This is a genomic window from Arthrobacter sp. ok362 (assembly GCF_900102785.1).
GTDB lineage: Bacteria > Actinomycetota > Actinomycetes > Actinomycetales > Micrococcaceae > Arthrobacter.
In genome coordinates, this window is the sequence record NZ_FNGC01000002.1 from 338,501 (window position 1) to 361,127 (window position 22,627).

General features: G+C 66.9%; 18 protein-coding genes. 10 read left to right on the plus strand and 8 right to left on the minus strand.

The genetic code is table 11. The annotated features are described in order from the left end of the window. The first annotated feature begins 233 nt into the window (after positions 1-233). From BLQ10_RS04045 to BLQ10_RS04055, 3 genes are read left to right on the plus strand one after another with little or no spacing between them, the layout of a single operon-like run. Positions 234-1,412, plus strand: coding sequence for an ABC transporter substrate-binding protein (locus BLQ10_RS04045; RefSeq protein ID WP_091558656.1), 1,179 nt, complete (start codon positions 234-236; stop codon positions 1,410-1,412). Between the two features lie 44 nt (positions 1,413-1,456). Continuing rightward, positions 1,457-2,182, plus strand: a complete 726-nt coding sequence (locus tag BLQ10_RS04050; protein ID WP_091558657.1) for an ABC transporter ATP-binding protein — start codon at positions 1,457-1,459, stop codon at positions 2,180-2,182. After that, the gene (locus tag BLQ10_RS04055; protein ID WP_091558660.1) at positions 2,172-3,110 is read left to right on the plus strand and encodes an ABC transporter permease; all 939 of its coding nucleotides are present in this window, start codon (positions 2,172-2,174) and stop codon (positions 3,108-3,110) included. Before BLQ10_RS04050 ends, BLQ10_RS04055 begins: the two co-directional genes overlap by 11 nt. A gap of 72 nt (positions 3,111-3,182) precedes the next feature. Here the strand turns inward: BLQ10_RS04055 and BLQ10_RS04060 are convergent, their stop codons facing one another. Continuing rightward, a complete protein-coding gene (locus BLQ10_RS04060) occupies positions 3,183-5,141 on the minus strand; it encodes a hypothetical protein (RefSeq protein ID WP_175558462.1) in 1,959 nt (652 codons plus the stop codon). Between the two features lie 301 nt (positions 5,142-5,442). Between BLQ10_RS04060 and BLQ10_RS04065 the strand changes: the two genes are divergently transcribed. From BLQ10_RS04065 to BLQ10_RS04080, 4 genes are all read left to right on the plus strand, one after another. After that, positions 5,443-5,739: a putative quinol monooxygenase gene (locus BLQ10_RS04065; RefSeq protein ID WP_091558662.1), complete on the plus strand. Its 297-nt coding sequence runs from the start codon at positions 5,443-5,445 to the stop codon at positions 5,737-5,739. Positions 5,740-5,978: 239 nt separating this feature from the next. After that, a complete protein-coding gene (gene cobA / locus BLQ10_RS04070; protein WP_091558664.1) occupies positions 5,979-7,265 on the plus strand; it encodes a uroporphyrinogen-III C-methyltransferase in 1,287 nt (428 codons plus the stop codon). Between the two features lie 88 nt (positions 7,266-7,353). Beyond that, on the plus strand, positions 7,354-8,817 hold the full coding sequence (locus tag BLQ10_RS04075) for an FAD-dependent oxidoreductase (RefSeq protein WP_091558667.1): 1,464 nt from the start codon (positions 7,354-7,356) through the stop codon (positions 8,815-8,817). Positions 8,818-8,969: 152 nt separating this feature from the next. After that, a complete protein-coding gene (locus tag BLQ10_RS04080; protein ID WP_091558669.1) occupies positions 8,970-9,971 on the plus strand; it encodes a DNA topoisomerase IB in 1,002 nt (333 codons plus the stop codon). Between the two features lie 15 nt (positions 9,972-9,986). Here BLQ10_RS04080 and BLQ10_RS04085 read toward each other — a convergent pair whose 3' ends face one another. Then, positions 9,987-10,814, minus strand: coding sequence for a DUF1206 domain-containing protein (locus BLQ10_RS04085; RefSeq protein ID WP_091558671.1), 828 nt, complete (start codon positions 10,812-10,814; stop codon positions 9,987-9,989). A 37-nt stretch (positions 10,815-10,851) separates the two neighbouring features. Then, positions 10,852-11,142: a hypothetical protein gene (locus BLQ10_RS04090; protein WP_091558673.1), complete on the minus strand. Its 291-nt coding sequence runs from the start codon at positions 11,140-11,142 to the stop codon at positions 10,852-10,854. Positions 11,143-11,334: 192 nt separating this feature from the next. On the opposite strand from BLQ10_RS04090, the gene BLQ10_RS04095 reads away from it, so the two are divergent. After that, the gene (locus BLQ10_RS04095) at positions 11,335-11,871 is read left to right on the plus strand and encodes a hypothetical protein (protein ID WP_091558675.1); all 537 of its coding nucleotides are present in this window, start codon (positions 11,335-11,337) and stop codon (positions 11,869-11,871) included. Positions 11,872-11,948: 77 nt separating this feature from the next. Here the strand turns inward: BLQ10_RS04095 and BLQ10_RS04100 are convergent, their stop codons facing one another. The 5 genes from BLQ10_RS04100 to BLQ10_RS04120 form a co-directional block, all read right to left on the minus strand. Beyond that, complete coding sequence (locus BLQ10_RS04100) at positions 11,949-14,717, minus strand: cation-translocating P-type ATPase (RefSeq protein ID WP_254785393.1); 2,769 nt, start codon at positions 14,715-14,717, stop codon at positions 11,949-11,951. 28 nt (positions 14,718-14,745) lie between these two features. Further along, entirely contained in the window at positions 14,746-15,576 is an 831-nt protein-coding gene (gene ppk2 / locus BLQ10_RS04105) for a polyphosphate kinase 2 (protein WP_091558677.1), read from the minus strand. A gap of 413 nt (positions 15,577-15,989) precedes the next feature. Then, positions 15,990-16,670: a FadR/GntR family transcriptional regulator gene (locus BLQ10_RS04110; protein WP_091558680.1), complete on the minus strand. Its 681-nt coding sequence runs from the start codon at positions 16,668-16,670 to the stop codon at positions 15,990-15,992. Then, complete coding sequence (locus tag BLQ10_RS04115) at positions 16,667-17,980, minus strand: MFS transporter (protein ID WP_254785394.1); 1,314 nt, start codon at positions 17,978-17,980, stop codon at positions 16,667-16,669. The genes BLQ10_RS04110 and BLQ10_RS04115 overlap by 4 nt, the downstream gene beginning before the upstream one ends. Positions 17,981-18,092: 112 nt before the next feature. Further along, complete coding sequence (locus BLQ10_RS04120; RefSeq protein WP_091558685.1) at positions 18,093-19,535, minus strand: PucR family transcriptional regulator; 1,443 nt, start codon at positions 19,533-19,535, stop codon at positions 18,093-18,095. Positions 19,536-19,681: 146 nt separating this feature from the next. On the opposite strand from BLQ10_RS04120, the gene BLQ10_RS04125 reads away from it, so the two are divergent. Further along, positions 19,682-21,112, plus strand: coding sequence for a gamma-aminobutyraldehyde dehydrogenase (locus BLQ10_RS04125; protein ID WP_091558876.1), 1,431 nt, complete (start codon positions 19,682-19,684; stop codon positions 21,110-21,112). Between the two features lie 81 nt (positions 21,113-21,193). Continuing rightward, positions 21,194-22,549 (plus strand): 4-aminobutyrate--2-oxoglutarate transaminase, encoded by a 1,356-nt coding sequence (gene gabT / locus BLQ10_RS04130; protein WP_091558688.1) that lies wholly within the window; start codon positions 21,194-21,196, stop codon positions 22,547-22,549. Positions 22,550-22,627 lie beyond the last annotated feature (78 nt).

Below are 22,627 nucleotides of genomic sequence, written 5' to 3' on the forward strand. Positions count from 1 at the left end.
GCAGGCCAGGAAACAGGCTGCCGTCTTTTGGGGCCAAATGTGACGTTGCGTGAACCCGCGTGACCCCCGGTTTCCGGGCCGTTGAACCGCGATTATGACACTCCCTATGGTGAATGAATGAAGACGACGGAACGGTTCCCCGGCCTCCCCCGCAGGGACTCCCAGGGGCGATGTCGCCGGCCCTAGACCACCAGCCCGGCCCTCCGCACTCACCCCAGAACAGGACTTCACCCATGTCACGCACCCCCGAAAACCCCGCGCCCGGCACGCAGCCCGGCACCACCCGGATTGTCGCTGGCGAGACCGGCAAACCCAAGCGCAAACGCACCCTAGAGATCGCCCTGGTCGCGGGGCTTGTACTCCTGATCGGCGCCGGCGCAGCCGTGGCATCCTCGCTGTCCCGCGGCCCGGAAACCGCCCCGGCAGCGGCCGCGGCGGACGCCGGGCCGGCCGCCGAACTCCGGCTCGGCTACTTTGGCAACATCACCCACGCCCCGGCCCTGGTCGGCGTCAGCAAGGGCCTTATCGCCAAGGACCTGGGCGCAACCAAGCTCACCACGCAGACCTTCAACGCCGGCCCGGCCGCGATCGAGGCCCTCAACGCCGGCGCCATTGACGCCACCTACATCGGCCCCAACCCGGCCATCAACTCCTACGTCAAGAGCAACGGCCAATCCATCAGCATCATCGCCGGAGCCACGGCCGGTGGGGCGCAGCTGGTGGTCAAACCCGGTATCAACTCGGCCGCCGACCTCAAGGGCAAGACGCTTGCGTCCCCGCAGCTCGGCGGCACCCAGGACGTGGCCCTCCGGGCCTGGCTCGGCAAGCAGGGGTTCAAGACCTCCACGGACGGCAGCGGCGATGTCGCGATCAACCCGACCGAGAACGCCCAGACCCTCAAACTGTTCCAGGACGGCAAGCTCGACGGCGCATGGCTGCCGGAGCCCTGGGCCTCCCGCCTGGTGCTTCAGGCCGGCGCGAAGGTCCTGGTCGACGAGAAGGACCTGTGGGAGAAGGGCGAGTTCGTCACCACGGTCCTGATCGTCAACAAGAAGTTCGCGGCCGAGCACCCGGCCACCGTGCAGGCGCTCCTCAAGGGCCATGTTGAATCCGTGGACTGGCTCAATGCGGCGCCCGCCGCGGAGAAGGCCACGGTCCTCAATGACGCACTCAAGGCAGCCGCCGGCAAGGCGTTGCCGGCCGACGTCATCGACCGGTCCCTGAAGAACATCGTCTTCACCACCGACCCGCTCGCCGGCACCTACAAGAAACTGCTCCAAGACGGCGTCGACGCCGGCACCACCAAACAGGCCGACATCAACGGCATCTTCGACCTCACAGCGCTCAACAGTGTCCTGGGCGAGAGTGTGGCCGGCAAGAAGATTTCCGCCGAAGGGCTCGGCAAGGACTAGCTCCCGGGCCTCCAGCCATCCGCCACAACAGTAAGGACCAGACCATGCCAGTCGTACTGGAAAACCTGGGCAAGCGCTTCGGCGACGGCGCCCCGGTACTGGACGACGTCAACGCCACCATCGGGCAGGGCGAGTTCGTCGCCCTGCTCGGTGCGTCCGGCTGCGGCAAGTCCACCCTGCTCAACATCATGGCGGGACTGGAGGCCCCGACGTCGGGGGCCCTCGAGGTGCCCAGCGACGGCGCCGCCTTCATGTTCCAGGACGCGGCACTGTTTCCTTGGCTGACCGCGCGGGAGAACATCGAGCTGGCCCTGAAGCTGCGCGGCGTCGGGAAAGCCGGCCGCAGGGTCCGGGCGGGGGAGCTGCTGGACCTGGTGCACCTGGGCGGTGCGGGGGACAAACGGCCCCACGAACTCTCCGGCGGGATGCGCCAGCGTGTGTCCCTGGCCCGGTCGCTTGCCCAGGACCGGCAGCTGCTCCTCATGGACGAGCCCTTCGCGGCCCTGGACGCGATTACCCGGGACCTCCTCCATGACGAGCTCGAACGCATCTGGAAGGAAACCGGCCGGACCATCGTCTTCGTCACCCACAACGTCCGGGAGGCCGTCCGGCTTGGCCAGCGCGTGCTGCTGCTCTCCTCCCGGCCCGGCCGCGTGGTGCGGGAATGGCACGTCAGCGAGGAACACCGCACCGACGCCGGACTGGCCGGCCAGCTCACCGGCGAAATCACCGCCCGGCTACGCGAGGAGATCCGCCGCCATGCCAAGTAACCAACTCCCCGTGGCGGAAGCCCCGGCTGAGACCCGCAAAGTACATGCGGCCCTGACCCGTTCTTCCAGCGGCAAGGAAGACCTGCGCGAGCTCGAGGCGGGCCTCGATTCCCTCCAGTCCGATGCCGGACGCAAAGCCGGCATCGACTGGAGCCGGATCCTGCTGCCGGTGGCTGCGCTCGCGGTGCTGGTCATCCTCTGGCAGCTGTACGTGTCCCTCGGCTTCAAGCGGCGCGACATCGTGCCCGGCCCGCTGGATGTCATCGGCCAGATCGGAACCCTGTGGGGCGAGGGCAAGCTGCAGGAGGCCGTCTGGACCTCGCTGCAGCGCGGCGTCGTGGGCTTCCTGATCAGCGTGGTCATCGCAACTCCGGTGGGGCTCCTGCTGGCCCAGGTGGCACCGCTGCGCCGCGCGTTCGGGCCACTGATCTCCGGGCTGCAGGTCCTGCCGTCCGTGGCCTGGGTGCCGGCAGCCATCCTCTGGTTCGGCCTCACCGACGCCACCGTGTATTTCGTAGTCTTCATGGGTGCCATTCCCTCGATCATCAACGGCCTGATCTCCGGTGTGGACCAGATTCCGCCGCAGTACCGCAGCGTCGGAAAGGTCCTGGGTGCGTCCCGGCTCCAGCTGGCCCTGCAAATCATCCTGCCGGCGGCCCTGCCCGGGTACCTCGGCGGCCTCAAACAGGGGTGGGCGTTCTCCTGGCGCTCGCTGATGGCGGCCGAGATCATCGCCGTCGGCGGCACCATCGGCTTTGGCCTGGGCTCCATGCTGAACCAGGGCCGTGACCTGTCCGACATGACCATTGCGATGTCCGCGATCCTGCTGATCCTCGCCGTCGGCATCCTGATCGAACTGCTCGTCTTCGCCCCGATCGAAAAGCGGCTGCTCCGCCGCCGGGGCCTGCTCGCCGGCAGCACACGCTAAAGCACCTCAGCAATACCAAACAACGAAAGCCCGACGGCGATACTCGCCGTCGGGCTTTCTGCTGTCCGTATGTCAGCCGCGCGTCAGCGTGCCGCAGCCATGGACCTCGAAACCCCTTGTTCCGGCCGGGATTGTGACGATGGTCCTGGCCGCACCGAAGTAGTTGTCGATGATGTCGCCAACTATTTCGCCACTGAAACCGCTGAGCGTGGCCCAGTAACAGGACGCTCCTGCTCCATATCCGTAGTAGGTGCCAGGCAGGATGTCGATGCCGACGCGGTAAGTGCCATCGGTTGTGATCCGTGTGGACTTGGCCCCGGTGGAAGGAACGGTCGTCCACGAGCCGCAGCCGTGGGAGCTGAATCCGACGTCTCCCGGAAGGATCTGGACGTATGTCCGGGCCGTTCCAAAGTAGTTGGCATTGATCTGGCTCAGGCTGCCGGAGAAGCCACTGAGCCTCTCCCAGTAGCATCCGCTGCCGGTCCCCGTTGCCTTGTACAGACCGGGCTTGATCTGCGTTCCGACACGGTATGTGCCGTCACCACGAAGTACCGTCACAGCCCAGACAGGCAGTTTCAGCGCCGGACTCATGGTGACCCGCGTATCAAAGTCGATCAGACTGGCGGACACGCGGACCGTGATGGAGCTGGCGTTGTCCGCGGCAGTGAGACGGTAGGTGCGGTAGCGCGCGCCGTAGATCGCGGCGCCGTTACGGTACCACTGGTAGGCGTAGGCCGACGGTGCCTGCGCGTAGGTGCCGACGTAGGCTGTCAGGGTCGATCCAAGGGACAGCGCTCCGGTGACCCTGGGGGCTGACGTCAACGTGATCACGGCCTTGCCCACGGTGATTGCCGCAGTGGTGGCCGAGCGGGTCGTGTATCCGGCCTTGGAGACTGTGACCTTTAGGTTCACCCGGGCGCCGATGTAGCCGCTGTTAAGGTACAGGGCGTAACCGGTCCCGCCCCTGACCGCGACGCCGTTCCGGTACCACTGGTACCGGATGGTTGAACCGGCAGTCCAACCCTGAGAAACCTTCACCGTCTGTCCATAGCGGTGGGTTCCGACCACCGTCAGCGTCCTGGTGGCCGCGATGGTCCCGGCAGCAATCGAGCGGGCGGCGGAGTAGCGGTCCAGCGTTGTGTAGCCGGACTTGGCTGCACGCACCCTGACCTTGAGCGTCTTCCCGTAGTCGAGTGCAGCGGTGGTGTAGGTGCGGCTGACTGCGCCAACGATGGCTGCCGTTCCGCGGTACCACTGGTAGGAGAGCGTGGCACCGGTCGGCGCCCACGTGCCCGCATTGACAGTCTGCAGCTGGCCCACCTTGGCGATACCGCTGACTGTCGGTACCGGCGCCGTCACAAAGCTTCCCTTCCCGACGGTGACTTGGGCAGAAGTCAGTACCACTGAGGTGAAGCCCGGCGCGGAGAGCGTCACCTTGGCCCACAGCTTCTGAGCGTCGTCGGCGGCAGCCACCGTGTAGCTCGGTTTGGTCGCACCAGTGATGAAGCCAGCTCCGCGGTACCACTGGTAGCCGATTGCGGCACTCTGGACCGCAGTGTTGCTCCACTTCGGTGCGCTCAGCGACAGCGCCTGCCCGACGACGGGTTTGCCGGCTACAGCGTTGCTCCAGCTGACCCCTACGAAGGTTCCCGGACGAACCGTTACCGGCGTGGCAGCCAGCTTGGTGCCGGGCCCCTGGGCCTCCAGCGACGCCAGCACCGTTAGCTGGACCGACTTGCTTGCCATGGACGGATCAATGTGAAACACCTCAGCTTCGCCAACCGCGTGGTCGGCCGCTTGAACCGTGACACCGTCGACGATCCAGCTGTACTTGATCCAGCCGGCGCCGTTCCACTGGCCGCCCGTCGAGGTGAGAGTGCCACCGGCAACAGGGTCGCCCTCAATAACCGGCGGGCTGACGTTTGTCGGAGCGGCGGGCGTTACTTCCATCGGCAGCGCCTGTGCTGCCGGAGCCATCAGCAGACCGGCGATCAGTGCGATGCTCCCGGCTGTGGCTAGTGCCCTGGTCATACGGCCAGGGCGGCGCGTACGAGTACGGCCGTTTTCGTGCAGAGACAACTAAGTCCCCTTCCCCCATGTTGAGACTGACCGGAGAGCCCGGCCGGAGTAAATTGTATGGCTCATCACACCGGATAAGTGTGCGGGGTCTTGCCGGAACACAAAATGCTAAGCGGCGATGCTCGCCGTCGGGCTTTCTGCGGTCCGCTGGCGGACCCTTGCTCCGCCGAAACCGCGGGCCTACACTCACGCCTATAGGCCGGGTTGCGGCCCATTCGAGCCCGATTCCAAGACTTAATCCGAGGAGATAGCTGTGGCAGCAAAATTTGGCGTGCTGGCCCTGGTCGAAGCCAAAGCGGGGAAGGAACAGGACGTGTGGGACTTCCTGAACGGGGGCCGCGAGATCGTGCTCAACGAACCAGGAACTCGTTCCTGGTACGCCTTCCGGGTCAATGAGAACACTTTCGGCATCTTCGACACCTTCGATACCGAGGAGGACCGGCAGGCCCACCTGGGCGGCGCCATCCCCGCCGCCCTTGGCGAACACGGTCCGGCCATGCTCGCCAAGGATCCGGACATCAAGCTGATCGAACTCATTGCCGTGAAATAGGCGCGCCCGTCCCGGTTGCCCCCGGCTGCGGCCCTGCGATCGCCCCTCAGCGTCCGGAGCGGGGGCACATTGACCCCGACACGCCGGGGTTTCCGCCCAAAGCGGCCGACCCGGCCGTCAAAGTGCCCCGGACCGTTGCCCGGTGCCGCAATTGCCACAATGTGACGCGGCATTACCTTGCGTGAACTGGTGTTTCCGCACCGTTGTTCCGCTCTGTGACGCCGCCCTATCGTCGATGCATGGCAATTCAGGACATTTACCCCACGGCGCTGCGGCTCCTCGGCCGTCCCGTGCTGGTGGTTGGCGCCGGACCGGTGGCCGCCCGGCGGACCAAGGGGCTGCTCGACGCCGGAGCCCGCGTCACCGTCGTGGCACCGGTCGCCTGCCCGGCGCTGGCTGAACTTGCCGACGCCGGCCTCCTGAACTGGGAACCCCGCCCGTACCGCCCCTCCGACGTCGACGGCGTCTGGTTCGTCCAGACCGCCACCGGCGACGCCGCCGTGGACGGGCAGGTCTCGGCCGACGCCGAGGCGCAGCGCGTCTGGTGCGTCAACGCCTCCGACCACGAAGCATCCGCCGCTTGGACGCCCGCCGTCGCCGTGGTTGACGACGTCAAGATCGCCGTCAACGCCGGCGGAGACCCGCGCCGCGCCATGGCCCTGCGCGACGCCGTCGCCACCGCCCTGGACACCGGAGACCTGCCGCTGCGCCGGTACCGTGGTTCCGGAATGGGTGCAACCACCGGATCGGTGGCCCTCGTGGGCGGCGGTCCCGGCGACACCGGACTCATCACCGTCCGCGGCCGCCGGCTCCTTGGCCAGGCCGACGTCGTGGTGGCGGACCGGCTCGGCCCGCGTGAACTCCTGGCCGAACTGGCCCCCGACGTCCGCGTGATCGAGGTCGGCAAGACCCCCGGCCACCATCCGGTGCCGCAGGCCGGGATCAACCGGATCCTGGTCGAGGAAGCCTTGCAGGGCCAGCGCGTGGTCCGGCTCAAGGGCGGCGACCCGTATGTCCTGGGCCGCGGCGGCGAGGAAGCCGAATTCTGCCGCCGGCACGGCGTCGAGGTCGAAGTGGTTCCCGGCGTTACCTCGGCCATTTCCGTCCCGGCCGCCGCCGGCATCCCGGTCACACACCGCGGGCTCGCCAAGGGCTTCAGCGTGGTCACCGGCCACGAGGAACTCTCCGAGGTCCCCGCCCGTGCCGACCACACTGTGATCCTGCTCATGGGCGTGGGCCAGCTGCGCGATTCCGCAGCCTCCCTGGCCCGGGCCGGTTTGCCTCAGGGCACGCCTGTTGGCATCGTAGAGAACGGATACCTGCCTAACCAGCGAGTGACCATCGGAACCCTCGGGACCATCGCGGACCAGGCGGAGGCCGCCGGCGTCGTGAACCCCGCCGTGATCGTGATCGGCGACGTGGTCCGCGTCAGCCCGTTCGCGCCGTCGCACTTCAAGACCGCGGACTACAGCACCACCGCCCCGAACGCTCCGCGCACCACCAAGACCCGCGTACTGACCCCGTAAAGCCCGTCGATTGCTCCATAACTGCCGTTATCAAGCCTCAAAAGGGCAGTTGTGGAGCAACGGATGCAGAAGAAAAAGGAACACAGCCGTGTCAACGAACACCCCTGTAGGAACCGCCGCCCGCCCGCTGCGCGTCGCCGTCGTCGGCTCCGGTCCCGCCGGCGTCTACGCCGCGGACATCCTGACCAAGAGCGAGGCCGTCAAGAGCGGCGAGCTCACCGTCAGCATCGACCTCTTCGACCGCTACCCGGCACCCTATGGCTTGATCCGCTACGGCGTGGCCCCCGACCACCCCCGCATCAAGGGCATCGTCAACGCCCTGCACAAGGTCCTGGACCGCGGCGACATCCGTTTCTTCGGCAACGTGGACTACGGCACGGACCTGTCCATCGATGACCTCCGCAACCACTACGACGCCGTCATCTTCGCCACCGGGGCCATCAAGGACGCGGACCTCAACATCCCCGGCATCGAGCTCGAGGGCTCCTACGGCGGCGCCGACTTCGTGTCCTGGTACGACGGCCACCCCGACGTGTCCCGCGAATGGCCGCTGGAGGCCAAGGAAATCGCCGTGATCGGCAACGGCAACGTGGCCCTGGACGTGGCCCGCATGCTCTCCAAGCACGCCGACGACCTCCTGGTCTCCGAAATCCCGGACAACGTCTACGCCGGGCTGAAGTCCTCGCCCGTCACGGACGTGCACGTGTTCGGCCGCCGCGGGCCGGCCCAGGTCAAGTTCACGCCCCTGGAGCTGCGCGAACTCTCCCACTCCAAGGACGTGGACATCATCCTCTACGCCGAGGACTTCGAGTTCGACGCCGAGTCGGACCGGCAGATCCAGAGCAACAACCAGACCAAGACCATGGTGGGCACGCTCACTAACTGGATCGCCGAACAGCCCGAGGACCTCTCCGAACTCACCGCGTCCCGCCGGCTGCACCTGCACTTCCTGCACAGCCCGGTCGAGGTGTACGACAGCGCCGAGGCTCCCGGCCGCGTCGCCGGGATCAAATTCGAGCGCACCGAACTGGACGGCACCGGCAACGCCCGCGGCACCGGCGAGTTTGTCGATTACCCGGTCCAGGCCGTGTACCGCGCCATCGGCTACTTCGGTTCCGCCCTCCCCGAGATCGAGTTCGATCACAGTAAGGGCGTCGTCCCGAACGACGGCGGCCGTGTCCTGGATGCCGCCGGCACCCCCGTGCCGGGGATTTACGCGACCGGTTGGATCAAGCGCGGGCCCGTCGGGCTGATCGGCCACACCAAGGGTGACGCCCTCGAAACCGTGACCTACCTGCTCGAGGACCGCGAAAACCTGCCACTGGCCGCCACACCCGCTCCGGAGGCGATCGTCGAACTCCTGGCGGCCCGCGGCGTCGAGTACACCAGCTGGGAAGGCTGGCTGGCCCTGGACGAGCACGAGCGCGCCCTCGGTGAGAAGGCCACTGCGGCCGGCGAATCGCACGGGGTCGCCGTCCAGCGCGAGCGCATCAAGGTGGTCCCCCGCGAGGACATGGTGGAGATCTCCCGCGGCGCCGCCGTCGAGGTCTAGCCTCCAAGCAGAACAACGCGGGGTCACTTCGCGCGCATCCCAGGCGGGATTATGCGCGAAGTGACCCCGCGTTGTTTGCTTTGCGTGGAAACCCGGGCAGTAGTCAGTAGGCTTACCGTCATGGATGAGCACGATTCGCCAGGGACCGGCCAATGAGGCTCCGTCACAGCAACGCGTCCGGCCGCGGATACCGCCGGGTCCCCGCCGGGACGGGGTTCAGCTACAAGGACCTGGACGGGTCCACCCTGCCGCCCGGACCCGTGCGGGAGCGGCTGGAGGGCATCGGGATCCCGCCGGCCTGGACGGATGTCTGGATTGCCCCGTACGACAACGGACACATCCAGGCCACGGGAGTCGACGCGGTGGGCCGGCGGCAGTACATCTACCATCCGAGCTGGCGGGAGCGGAAGGACCGGCTGAAGTTCGACCGTTCGCTCCAGCTGGCCGAAACCCTACCGGCCGCACGCCGCCTGGTGACCATGGACCTGCGTTCCGAAGGGCTGACCCGGGAACGGGTGCTGGCGGCCGCCTTTCGGATGCTCGACAGCGGGTCGCTGCGGGTCGGCTCGGAGCGCTACACCAACGAAAACGGCAGCCACGGCCTCGCCACTTTACTCTGCGCCCACGTCAAGGTGCGCAAGAACGAACTTCGGCTCAGTTTCCCGGCCAAGAGCGGCAAGACCTGGGAGTCGCGGATCGACGACGCCGACCTCGCCGCCGTCGTGCGTCAGCTCAAGCGGCGCGGCGGCAAGGCCCGGCTGCTGGCCTACAAGGACGGCCGCAGTTGGCATCCGGTGTCGAGCGCGGACATCAACGAGTACGTCAAGGAGCGCACGGGGGAGGACTTCACCGCCAAGGACTTCCGCACCCTGCGGGGGACGGCGGCGGCAGCGGTCAGCCTGGCACAGAGCGGCCCGCAAGCGAAGGTGGCCGCCCGCAAGAGCGCGGTGAGCCGCGCCATGCAGGACGCGGCCGCGGTCCTGGGCAACACGCCGTCGATCGCCCGGAAAAGCTATGTGGATCCGCGGCTACTGGACCACTTCGCGGCGGGGGAGACGATCGACCCGAAGCGGCCCGATTCCGCCGAGTCCGAGATCCGCGCCTTGCTGTACCAGGAAGGCGATGTGGTGCCGCTGCGGAAAGCGGCAAGCTGACCCTCCGGAAGGTGGCTACATCCGGCCAAAACGTGCGCGTACCAGGGCGAACGAACCGTAGGCAATGAAGCCAGCACCGATCGCCAGGAGCAGGTACGGGCCGAAGGGGTGGTCCCGGAGTGCCTTGAGGCTGCCGTCCAGGCCGGTGGAAGAACTGGGGTTGTTGGTCGCCGCGGCGATGACGAACAGCAGCCCGGTCAGGATCAGCGCCAGCCCTTTCGCGACGTGGCCGGTGACTCCGAGCACGCTGATCAGCTTGCCGCGGTGGGTCCCTTCGAAGTGGTGCAGTTCCTCCTTGAACTTCTTCCCGAACCCCTTGACGATGAAGTACACGCCGATCCCGATGATGGTCAGCCCGAGGGCGATCAGCAACGGGACTCCGAAGGTGCTCTGCACCAGCGCCGTGCTGAAGTCCCGTGTCGAGTCTCCGGAATCGCCGCGGTTGCCGAGCGCGAAGCCCGCGAAGCTCAAGCCGACGCTGCCATAGGCGACGGCGAGGAAGCCGGAGGAGATGAGTTTGCCCAGCCGTTCCCCGCGCGGGAGATGGCGGGCACGCAGGGTCGCCTCGCTCAGCTGCCAGAGCGAAAGGCCAGCGCATCCGAGGAACCCGGCCCACATCACCACGGGCCCCCAGGGGTTGGCGGCGAGTTGCTCGATCGCGCCGGTCGGTTCGGCCTGGCCGGGGGCGCCCAGCACCAGCGCGATAGCAATCGAACCGATCACGATGTGGAGCAGGGCCATGACGGCGAATCCTGCGCGCGCGACGACGTCGAGCACGGTACTGTTCGATGCCGCCTCCGCTGCGTCGGCCGCTTCCCCGATAGCAGTTTCGTTGGACGACATCCGCCCCGCTCCCATCCGCTTGTTCACTGTTCGATTCTTAGCCGTTCATGGGGCCTTCGGCATGGACGTCGCCCGCGCCGGGACCCACGATCGTTACGGTGCACCGGACAATGAGTCCGCCAGGGGCGGAGTCCAGTTCGATCAAGGTCTCTCCCTTTTCGATCACCGCGTAAGTTTCCGCCCCGGCTTCCAAGTCGAAACCGCGCGAGGCGGCGTCCTTCTCGGCGTTAGCCAGCGCGGCCTCCCGGAGGTTGTCCAGGTATCCCGGCTCGTCGGCCCGGGACTTGTCTCCGAAGGACCAACCGAAGAGCTGCCCCGTTTGTTTCATGGCCCGATCTTACGCGCAGGCGCCGCGCCTTCACGGGTGGGCCGCCCTAGGTCGTCGACACTACCGACTTGTTGCTAAGTGTGCTTACTATAGCGCAACTAAGCCCGCGTTTGTGGGCACGCACCCGGCGGCACCAGCGTCAGGTGCTGCTCCCGCGATTCGGATCCGAAGACAGACGATAGGAAGCTCAACATGGCAGGTAATCTTGTTGCCCGATCCATTCACGACCTGACGGCAGCCGCCTGGTTCGGCGGTTCGCTGATGGGTGCCATAGGGCTCAACGGTGCCTCAGCTGTTGCCAACGACCCGGCCGAACGTACCCGCCTGTCAAGCGTGGGCTGGAAGAAGTGGGCGCCGTACCAGGCGGCGGCGTTAGGGGCGCACTTTCTTTCCGGACTCGCCGTCATCTGGGAAAACAAGGGACGGATGGCCAAGCAGGACGGCGTCACGCGCCTGAGCGTCTACAAGTCCGTCGTCACCCTCGCCGGTGCCGCTGTGACCCTGTATGCCGGCCTGCAGGGAGCCAAGGTGGATAAGCTGGCCGCCGAGGGTGCCAAGGGCGCCACCGAGCCGAAGCCTGAGGCCTCAGAGGAACTCCGTTCCGCGCAGCAGCACTTGAAGATCCTGCAGTGGGCCATCCCCGTCTTCGCCGGCTGGGTGATTGTTCTCGGCGCCAAGCACGGCGAAATGCAGCGCCCGAAGAACGTCCTCAAGGGCCTCATCCGCTAGCACCCGCACTTCAGGACCACCACATGCCGCTGAGGGCCGGAACATCGCGTTCCGGTCCTCAGCAGTTGCAGACGCGCTCAGGCAGGAACAGGCGCAGCCTCGACTTTGGCCTTTTCGCCCGCGCGCCTGGCCCGCAGGATCACCTTGAACAGTTCGCCCAGGAGCAGCAGCACCACGGCCGGCACCAGGCAGATCAGCCACTGCTCACCGGTGAGCGGGAGGGTGCCGAACAGTTCCTGCAGCACGCGGATCTGTGTGATCAGCATCGAGCCGACAACCGCCCAGCCGAACGCCCAGAGCAGCTTCGGGTTGGACACCGTGGAAGGCCCGAACGCGCTCTCCTCGGGGAAACGCAGATTGAGGGCGACCGCAATGTTCATGAGCCCCAGGCCAACTATGGCCATGGTCTGGCCGACCTCGAGTGAACCGTAGCTGGCCTTGCCAACTTGCACGAGGAGCAGTGTGGCGGCCGCCATGAACAGCCCGACGACGAACAGGCGCACCATCATCGACCGGACGATGATCGGCTGATTGAACGGCCGGGGCTTGCGGTCCATGATGCCCGGCGTCGCGAGGTCCAGGCCCATCACGGCCCCAATGGGGGCGACGATCGCCATGTGGATCCACAGCACCTGAGCCGGGCTGAGCAGCGCCGTGCCGGCGATCGCGAACGCCGACGAGCCGATGAAGGCCAAGATGAACATGAACAGGTTGGCGACCTGGATGCGGATGAACTTCTGCAGGTTGTCATACACGAGCCGGCCCTGCTCGACCGCGGTCACGATGGTGGCGAAGTTGTCATCGGCCAGGATCATCTTCGCTGCTCCCTTGGCGACATCGGTGCCGGTGATGCCCATCGCGATCCCGATGTCGGCCGCGGCGATGGCCGGTGCGTCGTTCACGCCGTCGCCGGTCATCGCGACGACGTTGCCTTTGCGCTTGAGCACCTCGACCAGCCGGACTTTGTGCTCCGGTGCCACCCGGGCGATCACCCCGATCCCATCCACCTGGCTGTCGGCCTCGGAGTCGCTCAAGGCCGCGAACTCGGCGCCGGTGACCGCGCGCCCGCGGATACCCAGCTCGTCGGCGATTGCCGCCGCGGTGATGGCATGGTCACCAGTGATCATCCGGACCCGGATGCCGGCGTGTTTCGCCTTGGCGATGGCAGTCACCGCCTCGGCTCGCGGCGGGTCCACCTCGCCAATCAGCGCCGAAATCTCCAGATCCTGCATCAGCGCCATCAGATCCCCTGACGGCTGGAACGTCGACGGGTCGAACTCCCGCTGCGCCAGGGCGAGCACCCGCCGGCCCTGGCTGGCGATGCGCTCGTTCGCGGCCAGGACCTTCCCCCGCATTTCCTCGGTGAGGGACTCGGCGCGGCCGCCCGGCATCCGCCCGGAGGACGACCTGTTGAGCACGACGTCGGGTGCGCCCTTCACGTAGGCCCTGACCACGGGCCTGCCATCGGCGCCCGGCATCACGTGGAAGGTGGCCATGAACTTGTAGTCGGAGTCAAAGGGCACGGACGCCACCCGCGGATTGTTCCTGCGGAACTCCCGGACGTCCACGCCGCCCTTCTGCGCGAGCACGTACAGCGCAGCCTCCGTGGGGTCCCCGATGACTTCGCCGTCCTCGATGTCGGAGTCGTTGCACAGCGCACACGGGAACATCACGTAGTCCAGGTCGCGTTCGGCGTCGCCGGTGGTCCGTTGGATCTGGCCGTTGAAGCTGTAGCCCTCACCGCTGACGGTGTAGTGGTGCTGTACTGTCACGATTTCCCGCACAGTCATCTGGTTCAGGGTCAGGGTGCCGGTCTTGTCGGAATTGATGGCCGACGTGGAGCCCAGCGTCTCGACCGCCGGCAGGACCTTCATGATGGCATTCTTCTTGGCCATGTTGACCGATCCCACCGACAGGATGGTGGTGACGACGGCAGGCAGCGCATCCGGGATCGAGCCGACCGCCAGGGCCACGCCGATCCCGAAGAGCACCGCGAAGGATTCGCCCTGGGCCAGGCCCATCACTACGATCGCGACGAACGCGAAGAGGGCCGCGATGATGATGAAAATCGTCAGCCGGTCCACCTGCTTAGTGAGGGGGGTTTTCTCCTCCTTTTGGCCGGACAGCATGTGGGCGATATGGCCGACCTCGGACCCCATGCCCGTGGTGGTCACGAGGATCTCGCCGTGGCCCCGGGTCACGTTGGTGTTCATGAACGCCATGTTCAGGCGGTCTCCGATGCCGACATCGTGCCGGCTGATGGCCGCCGTGTCCTTTTCGACAGCGACGCTTTCGCCGGTCAGTGCGCCTTCCTCGATCTGGAGGGTTGCCGCCAGGATGATCCTGCCGTCGGCAGGGACCCGGTCGCCGGCATCGACCACCACGATATCGCCGGGCACAAGCTGCTCGGCGGGAATCTCCGCCATGTCACCGTCGCGGCGCACCTTGGCCATCGCCTTCATCATTTGCCCCAAGGAAGCGGCGGCCGCCTCGGCCTTGCCTTCCTGGTGATAGCCCAACCAGGCGTTAAACAGCGTCAGCACGGCCAGCCCGATGGCGGTCCCATACTCCCCGATCAACAGGCTGACTAAGGCGGCGACCACGAGCACGATCTGCATGTAGTCCCGGTAGTGCTTGAAGAACCGCTTCCAGACCGGTTCCGGCTTCGTGGCGGCTAGGGCGTTCCGGCCGTACTCCTGCAGCCGCTGCTCCGCCTCTGCCGCGCTCAACCCGCCGGCCGGGTCCACCTGCAGCTCGGCCGCCACGTCCGCGGGTGCCAACGCGTACCACGTCGCGTCCACGTCGGTCGCAGCCAACTCTGCTGCTGCTCCGGGATTGTCGGTCATGACTTCCTCCTCATCGCCGGGACGCTGCTCAGAACGGTGTCGGGATGTGCCGGACGGCCAGGGTGGGTTCACGGTAGTCGCCGGCCTTCTGACGCTTGGGGAGCTCGACGTCGAGCCCCGGGAACGGCTCGTAGGGCACCTGGCTGAGAATATGGCTGATGATGTTGAGCCGGCCGCGCTTCTTGACGTCGTTGTTCACTACGTACCAGGGCGCCCAAGCGGTGTCCGTTGTCTCGAACATGGCGTCCCTGGCCCTGGAGTAGTCGTACCACCGGCTGTAGGATTTCAGGTCCATCGGCGACAGCTTCCAGGTCTTGCGAGGATCGTCCATGCGGCTCTCTAGCCGCCGGGTCTGCTCGTCGGGGCTGACCTCCAGCCAGTACTTGAGCAGGATCATTCCGGAGTCGACCATCGCCTTCTCAACCATTGGGACCAAAGTGAGGAACTTCTCGGTCTGCTCCGGGGTGCAGAAGCCCATTACGCGCTCCACGCCCGCACGGTTGTACCAGCTGCGATCAAAGATGACCACCTCGCCGGCCGCCGGGAAGTGCGACATATAGCGCTGGAGGTACATCTGGGATTTCTCCCGCTCCGTCGGTGTGGGGAGCGCCACCACCCGGAACACCCGGGGGCTCACCCGCTCGACAATGCGTTTGATCGTTCCGCCCTTGCCTGCCGTGTCGCGGCCCTCGAACACGATGCAGATCTTGGCTCCGGTGGACTTTACCCACTCCTGCAGGGCGACCAGCTCGCCTTGGAGGACGGTCATCTCCGCCTCGTACTCCTTGCGCCGCATCTTTGTCGTGGACTGCTCGTCCTGACCGTCGGAGCCCTTGTTCTTTTTCTTCTTCTTGCCCACTGTCGACCTCCTGGCGGCGTACTTGCTGGGGCAATTCACAACACCCGGCAAGACTGGCACCCGAGGAGACCGTCATTCGCTGAGGCCGGCATCTTCGTCCCCGGGACTGGGCCTGAAGTGCAGGCACCCTTGTCGCGGGCACCCTCGTATAGCGTCCTACCACTCTTAGTGTTGACCGAGGTCGGGGCCCGGTCTACGGCACTAAGACCCTATTGACGTGCCCGCGGAACCACGTGCCACAGTCGAGCCGGCCCCTGCTGCTGGGCGCAGGGGCCGGCCGTCTGGACTCGGCGTTGACGCCGATGATGACGGGAATCCGCGTGGTCGCGAGCCTGGCCGCGAGGCCGGTGCGCGAGTGGCGGCCGCCACTGAGACAGAAGCATCTTCCGGCCACCTTGGGAAAACCCTAGAGGCTACTCTTGGAGCCATTCCGCGCAGGAGTTCAGGTTCCGGGTGACGCTCTCGACGGCGGCGGTCTCGTCCCGGGCGGCAATCGCGGCCACGAGTTCGTCGTGGCCCTCGAGCGGCAGGCCGTTGAAACCTCCCCGCCGCTGCTGGCGGAGCAGATCATTGTGGAAAACGCTGCCGAAGCTGACGTACAGCTCATACAGCAGCGGGTTGGCGGACGCCTGCGCCACGAGCACATGGAAGTCCCAGTCGGCGCGGGCCCACGCGGGATAGTCCTCGGCCAACCAGGCGGCACGGCGTGCGGTGAGCAAGCCGCGCAGGGCGGTGAGGTCGTCGGCCGTCGCGTGACGGGCAGCAAGCCGGGCCGCCTGGGTGTCCAGCCCGACCCGGACCTCGAGGATGTGCTCCTGGGAGTGGTCCTCATACATCCGCTGCGTGGCGCCTGCGATCTCGCTCGTGGCGCGGACGTACGTGCCGTCCCCGCGGCGGACCTCGAGCATTCCGCTGTGGGCGAGCGCTTTGATGGCCTCGCGGAGCGTGCCGCGGGAGACCCCGAACGCGGCCATCAATTCAGGTTCGGCCGGAATGCGCTGCTGCAGCGGCCACTCGCCCGAGTGGATCAGGGCCCGCAGCTTGGCAGTGATCTCCTCCGCCAACGGTGGCCGGTGCGAGGCAGTGAGTGTCATCGCAGTGTTCCTTCTGAAACGGGCGAAGTTCCGTCTGAGGAGTGCGAAGCGGCGGCCCGCAGTTCTTTGGCCCGCAGCTCCTTGGCCCGCAGCTGCTTCGGTCCCGCCGACAGGAGATGGCCTACCGCGATCTGGCCGAGGGCCACTGCCAGCAGGAGGGCCAAGGGAAGCGTCCAGGAGTTGGTGGCGCTGTGCAGCAGGCCCATGCCGAACGGCCCGAGGGTCGCGAACAGATACCCTGCGGACTGGGCCACGGTGGACAGCGCGGTGGTCTCGGCCGTGGTGCGGCCGCTGCGGCTGATCATCACCATGACCAGCGGGAAGATGCCGAGACCGAAGCCCAGCAGCACCGCGGTCAGTGGAGCCCAGGCAGCTGGCAGGACCAGCATGGCCAGGACGCCGAGGGCCATGGTCACGGTGGCCAGGTAGAACGCCGTCCGCAGCATCCGGGGGCGTGAGCCGATGGCGACCAGCACCATGCCGGCGGGGACGGAGACGAGCTGCATGAGTCCGAACATGAGCCCGCTGCCGGAGGCGGTGAGGCCCATCGTGGCCAGCATGTAGGGGAACCAGCTGAGCACGGCATAGGCCAGGAGTGCCTGCACCGTGAAGCCGAGGGTGATCAGCGCGCCGGTGCGGGTCCGCAGCAGGGGCCATGGGGAAACCCGGGCGGCCTTTCCGGCGGACGCGTTGCGGTGGGCGTGCACCGCGATCGGAATGAAGCCGAGGCAGGCGCCCAGGGCCAGGAAACCGATTGAACCGACGCCCGCCGAGGGTGAGCCAAGGGCCTGCGCCACCGGAACGATCAGCACGGCGGTGACGGTAGCGCCTGTGGTCATGGTCAACGTGTAGACGGCGGTCATGAGGGACGTGCGGTCCGCGAAATGCACCCTGATGAAGGAGGGCATGGCCACGTTGCAGATGGCCAGCCCGGACATCCCCGCCACGGTGCCGGCCAGCAGCATCCCGGTGGACGGAACTCCGCGGAGAAGCAGCCCTGCCGCCAGCATCACGAGGGAGAGCAGGATGGCCTTTTCCAGTCCCAGCTGCCGGGTAAGCCAGGACGTGGCAGCACCGGCCACCGCGAAACACAGCGTGGGGATCGAGGGGATCAGGGCTGCGATCAGCGGGCCGTAGCCCAGGACAGCCTGCAGATCGTGGAAGAGCGCGGCGGCGCCGGTGATGCCGGCGCGCAGGTTCAGCCCGATGAGCACGAGCGCCACGACGCCGGCCACGATCACGCCGCGCGGGCGGACCGCTCCGGGTGGAGCTGTCTGGGAAAGTGCGGAAACCGCCGTGCCGCTAGCCATACTCATCATCTTCAAAGGTTAGACGTTTGATGTTTGAGACTCAGTCTTTAGTGGCGAATATCTCGGCAAGTGACACGTTCGCCGAAGGCGCCGCCGGTGCAGGCAGTGGTTGTCAGCGCGGGTGCCGGGCGCTGAGCCGCTGCACCGCCAGCGCGAGCCAGAGTTGCACCCGGTCCGGTGTCTGGGCGGGGTCGTAGCCGGTGAGCTCGGTGATCTGCGCCAACCGGTAGCGGACCGTATTGCGGTGCAGGGTGAGTTCCTCGGCGACGGCGGCCACCGAGCCGTTGTTGTGGAGATAGCTTTCCAGCGTGGCCATGAGTTCTGCGCCGTGCGCCGCGTCAAAGGCGCGCAGGGGGTTCAGCGATTCGTTGGCCATGTCCGCCAGCGGAACGTCCTCGCTGGCCAGCAGCAGCGAGGTCAGGCTCAGCCGCTCGGGCTCGTTGACCGGCAGGCCGTGGCTGGCCGCGTCGCGTGCCTCGAAGTAGCTCCAGCGCAGGCCGTTGGGCTTGGTGTAGGCCCCGCCAAGGCCGATCGTCGCGTGGATCCCGGCCTCGGCCAGGTGGTCGCTGAGGCTGCGGGCGAGGGCGCTGGCGCCGCTGCCGTCGTCGGGCATCACCACCACGAGGTCCTTCCCGACGACGGCGCTGACCGCCGCCTCGAGCGGCTGGGGCAGGGAAGAACTCCCCAGCTGTTTCTGGTGGGCGGCCGATTCGGCGAGCAGGACCACGTTCTTGCGGGTGCTGTTGATGCCGACCCCGGCGAGGCGCCGGGTGGCTTCGCTGGCCTCCAGCGTCCCGTGGATGACGTCGTCGAGGACCTGGCCGGCCAGCGCCCGCTGGGCCTGCCGCTGCTTGACCATGTTGTTGAGTTCAACGCTGATCAGGTTTTGGGCGTACCCCACGATGCCCGAGTCCTCGAACGGCTGCTTCACCCACAGGGTGCAGGCGTCGCGGCGGCCCGTGGGGATGGGGTAGGACGCCCAGCCCTCCGCCTTGGGCGCCGGGTGGCCGGGCACGCTGTTGTACAGCTGGGCGGTGAACTGGGTCAGGATGATCTCGGTGCGCAGCATCGAGCCGAGGTGTTTCAGGAGTTCGGCCAGGCCGCCGCCGGTCAGCAGGGCGCGGGCCAGGATCTGGTGCCCGGCGATGAGCCGCTCGAGTTTGACCAGGTGGTCCGCAGACTGGGCGTCGGCCACGAGCTTTCCGATCGCGATAAAAGGCGTTTCGTACGGCACATCCACCACCGGCAGCCCCCATCGGTTGGCCTCGGCGATCAGGGCAGGCGGCACGGCGTCGTGCGTCAGGCCGACCCCGAACCCGATTCCCACCGCACCTGCCCGCTGGACCTGACGCACGAACCGGCGCTGCTCCGCGGCGCTCTTGAGCCGCATTCCCGTCGTCAGGATCAGTTCGCCGCCGTTGAGGAACCGCTGCGGATCCTCCTGTTCGGTGACGGCCACCCAGAGAATGTCCTGGTGCCAGGTGGTTTCGGCGAGGCCGGCCTTGGTGAGATTCAGGGACGGAACTCCCAGCAGGGCGGCGAGTGAAATGGCCATGGATTAAGGATAGCCGGGTGCTGGTCAAGCGCACTAAAGGGTGGCGGGCATGGTGTGCAGGTGCCTATTCCCTGACTTGCCCAGCTGGCATAGGCTCGTGACCAGTCACACATCCGTCATTGGCAGTAAGAAAGAGGTTGTACACCGTGGTTCAAACCTTGCAGAACTTCATCAACGGCGAGTTTGTCACCCCCGCCGGCACAGGGTTGCTGCCCATCGTGAACCCCACCAACGGCGACGTGGTGGCACAGGCGCCGATCTCGGTGCAGGCCGACGTCGATGCCGCCATGACGGCAGCCAAAAACGCCTTCAAGACCTGGAAGCACACCACGCCCGGGCAGCGGCAGCTCATGCTGCTCAAGCTCGCGGATGCCGTCGAGGCCAACAGCGACGAGCTCGTGGAGGCCCAGCACCGCAACACCGGCCAGGTCCGCTCCCTGATCGCCTCCGAGGAAGTGGCCGCGGGCGCCGACCAGCTGCGCTTCTTCGCCGGCGCCGCCCGCATCATGGAAGGCAAGTCCGCCGGCGAGTACTTCGAAGGCCACACCTCCTACGTGCGGCGGGAACCGATCGGCGTCGTCGCCCAGGTTGCCCCGTGGAACTACCCGTTCCTGATGGCCATCTGGAAGATCGGCCCCGCCCTGGCCGCCGGCAACACCGTGGTCCTCAAGCCCTCGGACACCACCCCGGAATCCACCCTGGTGCTGGCCCGGCTCGCCGGTGAGATCTTCCCGGCCGGCGTCCTGAACGTTGTCCTGGGCACCGGCGAGACCGGCGCCATGATGGTGGAGCACAAGGTCCCGGGCCTGGTCTCCATCACCGGTTCCGTCCGCGCCGGCATCGCCGTCGCCTCGGGCGCCGCCAGGGGACTCAAGCGCGCCCACCTGGAACTCGGCGGCAAGGCCCCGGCCATTGTGTTCGCCGACGCCGACATCAAGAAGAGCGCCGCGGCGATCGCTGAGTTCGCCTTCCTCAATGCCGGCCAGGACTGCACGGCAATCACCCGGGTCCTGGTTCAGGATTCGGTGCACGACGACGTCGTCGCCGCCATGGTGGAGCACACCAAGACCCTGCACACGGGCTCGCAGAACGACGAAGACAACTACTTCGGCCCGCTGAACAACGTCAACCACTTCAACGCGGTCACCTCCGTGGTCGAGCACCTGCCGGCGAACTGCAAGATCGAGACCGGCGGCCACCGCGCGGGCGAGAAGGGCTTCTTCTTCGAGCCCACGATTGTCACCGGCGCCAAGCAGACCGATGACATTGTCCAGAAGGAAACGTTCGGCCCGGTCATCACGGTGCAGAAGTTCAGCACCGAGGACGAGGCAGTGGAGCTGGCGAACGACGTCGAGTACGCCCTGGCCTCCAGCGTCTGGACGTCCAACCACGGCACCGCCATGCGCCTTAGCCGGGACCTCGACTTCGGCGCCGTCTGGATCAACACCCACATTCTTCTCACCGCCGAAATGCCGCACGGTGGCTTCAAACAGTCCGGCTACGGCAAGGACCTGTCCATGTACGGCGTCGAGGACTATACCCGCATCAAGCACGTCATGAGTGCGTTGGACGCATAACGCCGTCGCGTAACGCGGCCGCCCAGCCCACCCTGACGCATAACTCGCGCGCCTCAACCGCACGCTTAGAAAGGTTTTCCCATGACCACCACCGCACATGACATCACCTACCGGCTCGAGCAGAAACGCCGCGTCCAGGCCGACTTCCCCGGTCCCAAGTCCGTTGCCCTTACCGAGCGCCGCAAGGCGGTCGTCGCCGCCGGCGTCGCGTCCAGCGTCCCGGTCTTCGTGGCCGACGCCGACGGTGGCATCATCCACGACGTCGACGGCAACTCCTTCATCGACCTCGGCGCCGGCATCGCGGTGACGAGCGTCGGCGCCTCGGACCCCGCCGTCGTCGGCGCCGTGAAGGAAGCCGTGGAGCACTTCACCCACACCTGCTTCATGGTCACCCCGTACGAAGGCTACGTCGCCGTGGCCGAGCAGCTGAACCGCCTCACCCCGGGCGACCACGAAAAGCGCACGGTGCTGTTCAACTCCGGCGCCGAGGCTGTCGAGAACGCCGTCAAGGTGGCCCGCCTGGCCACCGGCCGGGACGCCGTCGTCGCGTTCGACCACGCCTACCACGGCCGCACCAACCTGACCATGGCGCTGACCGCCAAGGCCATGCCGTACAAGACCAACTTCGGCCCGTTCGCGCCCGAGGTCTACCGCATGCCGATGAGCTACCCGTACCGCGAGGAAAACCCGGAGATCACCGGTGCCGAGGCCGCCAAGCGCGCCATCACCATGATCGAGAAGCAGATTGGCGGCGAGCAGGTTGCCGCGATCATCATCGAACCCATCCAGGGCGAGGGCGGCTTCATTGTCCCCGCCGACGGGTTCCTGCCCGCGCTGGCGGACTGGGCCAAGGAGAAGGGCATCGTCTTCATCGCTGATGAGGTCCAGTCCGGCTTCTGCCGCACCGGCGAATGGTTCGCCGTGAACCACGAAGGTGTTGTCCCGGACATCATCACCATGGCCAAGGGCATCGCCGGCGGCATGCCGCTCTCCGCCATCACCGGCCGCGCCGACCTCCTCGACGCCGTCCACCCGGGCGGCCTCGGCGGCACCTACGGCGGCAACCCGGTGGCGTGCGCTGCCGCGCTGGCCTCGATCGGTTCGATGGAGCAGTACGACCTCAACGGCCGCGCCAAGCACATCGAGGAGATCGCCCTCGGCAAGCTGCGCGAACTCGCAACTGAGCAGTCCGTGATCGGTGACGTCCGCGGCCGCGGCGCCATGCTGGCCATTGAACTCGTCCAGGCCGGTTCCAAGGAGCCCAACCCGGAGCTGACCAAGGCCGTCGCCGCAGCCTGCCTCAAGGAGGGCGTCATCATCCTCACCTGCGGGACCTACGGCAACGTCATCCGGCTGCTGCCGCCGCTGGTAATCAGCGACGAGCTGCTGCTGGACGGCCTCGCGGTCTTGGCCGCGGCCGTCAAGGCGAACGCCTAGCCCACGGCCCAATGAGCTGCCGGGAAGGCAATCCCTTCCCGGAGACCGGCCCCGCCGGAAACGGCGGGCGACACAACA

What these genes read in the sequence shown, in the direction of transcription:
- BLQ10_RS04095 (WP_091558675.1), top strand. Translation starts at nt 11,335, where the DNA reads ATGGCAGGTAATCTTGTTGCCCGATCCATTCACGACCTGACGGCAGCC.
- BLQ10_RS04100 (WP_254785393.1), bottom strand. Translation starts at nt 14,717, where the DNA reads ATGACCGACAATCCCGGAGCAGCAGCAGAGTTGGCTGCGACCGACGTG.
- BLQ10_RS04085 (WP_091558671.1), bottom strand. Translation starts at nt 10,814, where the DNA reads ATGTCGTCCAACGAAACTGCTATCGGGGAAGCGGCCGACGCAGCGGAG.
- gabT (WP_091558688.1), top strand. Translation starts at nt 21,194, where the DNA reads ATGACCACCACCGCACATGACATCACCTACCGGCTCGAGCAGAAACGC.
- cobA (WP_091558664.1), top strand. Translation starts at nt 5,979, where the DNA reads ATGGCAATTCAGGACATTTACCCCACGGCGCTGCGGCTCCTCGGCCGT.
- BLQ10_RS04115 (WP_254785394.1), bottom strand. Translation starts at nt 17,980, where the DNA reads ATGGCTAGCGGCACGGCGGTTTCCGCACTTTCCCAGACAGCTCCACCC.
- BLQ10_RS04110 (WP_091558680.1), bottom strand. Translation starts at nt 16,670, where the DNA reads ATGACACTCACTGCCTCGCACCGGCCACCGTTGGCGGAGGAGATCACT.
- BLQ10_RS04055 (WP_091558660.1), top strand. Translation starts at nt 2,172, where the DNA reads ATGCCAAGTAACCAACTCCCCGTGGCGGAAGCCCCGGCTGAGACCCGC.
- BLQ10_RS04060 (WP_175558462.1), bottom strand. Translation starts at nt 5,141, where the DNA reads ATGACCAGGGCACTAGCCACAGCCGGGAGCATCGCACTGATCGCCGGT.
- BLQ10_RS04080 (WP_091558669.1), top strand. Translation starts at nt 8,970, where the DNA reads ATGAGGCTCCGTCACAGCAACGCGTCCGGCCGCGGATACCGCCGGGTC.
- BLQ10_RS04120 (WP_091558685.1), bottom strand. Translation starts at nt 19,535, where the DNA reads ATGGCCATTTCACTCGCCGCCCTGCTGGGAGTTCCGTCCCTGAATCTC.
- BLQ10_RS04090 (WP_091558673.1), bottom strand. Translation starts at nt 11,142, where the DNA reads ATGAAACAAACGGGGCAGCTCTTCGGTTGGTCCTTCGGAGACAAGTCC.
- BLQ10_RS04045 (WP_091558656.1), top strand. Translation starts at nt 234, where the DNA reads ATGTCACGCACCCCCGAAAACCCCGCGCCCGGCACGCAGCCCGGCACC.
- BLQ10_RS04050 (WP_091558657.1), top strand. Translation starts at nt 1,457, where the DNA reads ATGCCAGTCGTACTGGAAAACCTGGGCAAGCGCTTCGGCGACGGCGCC.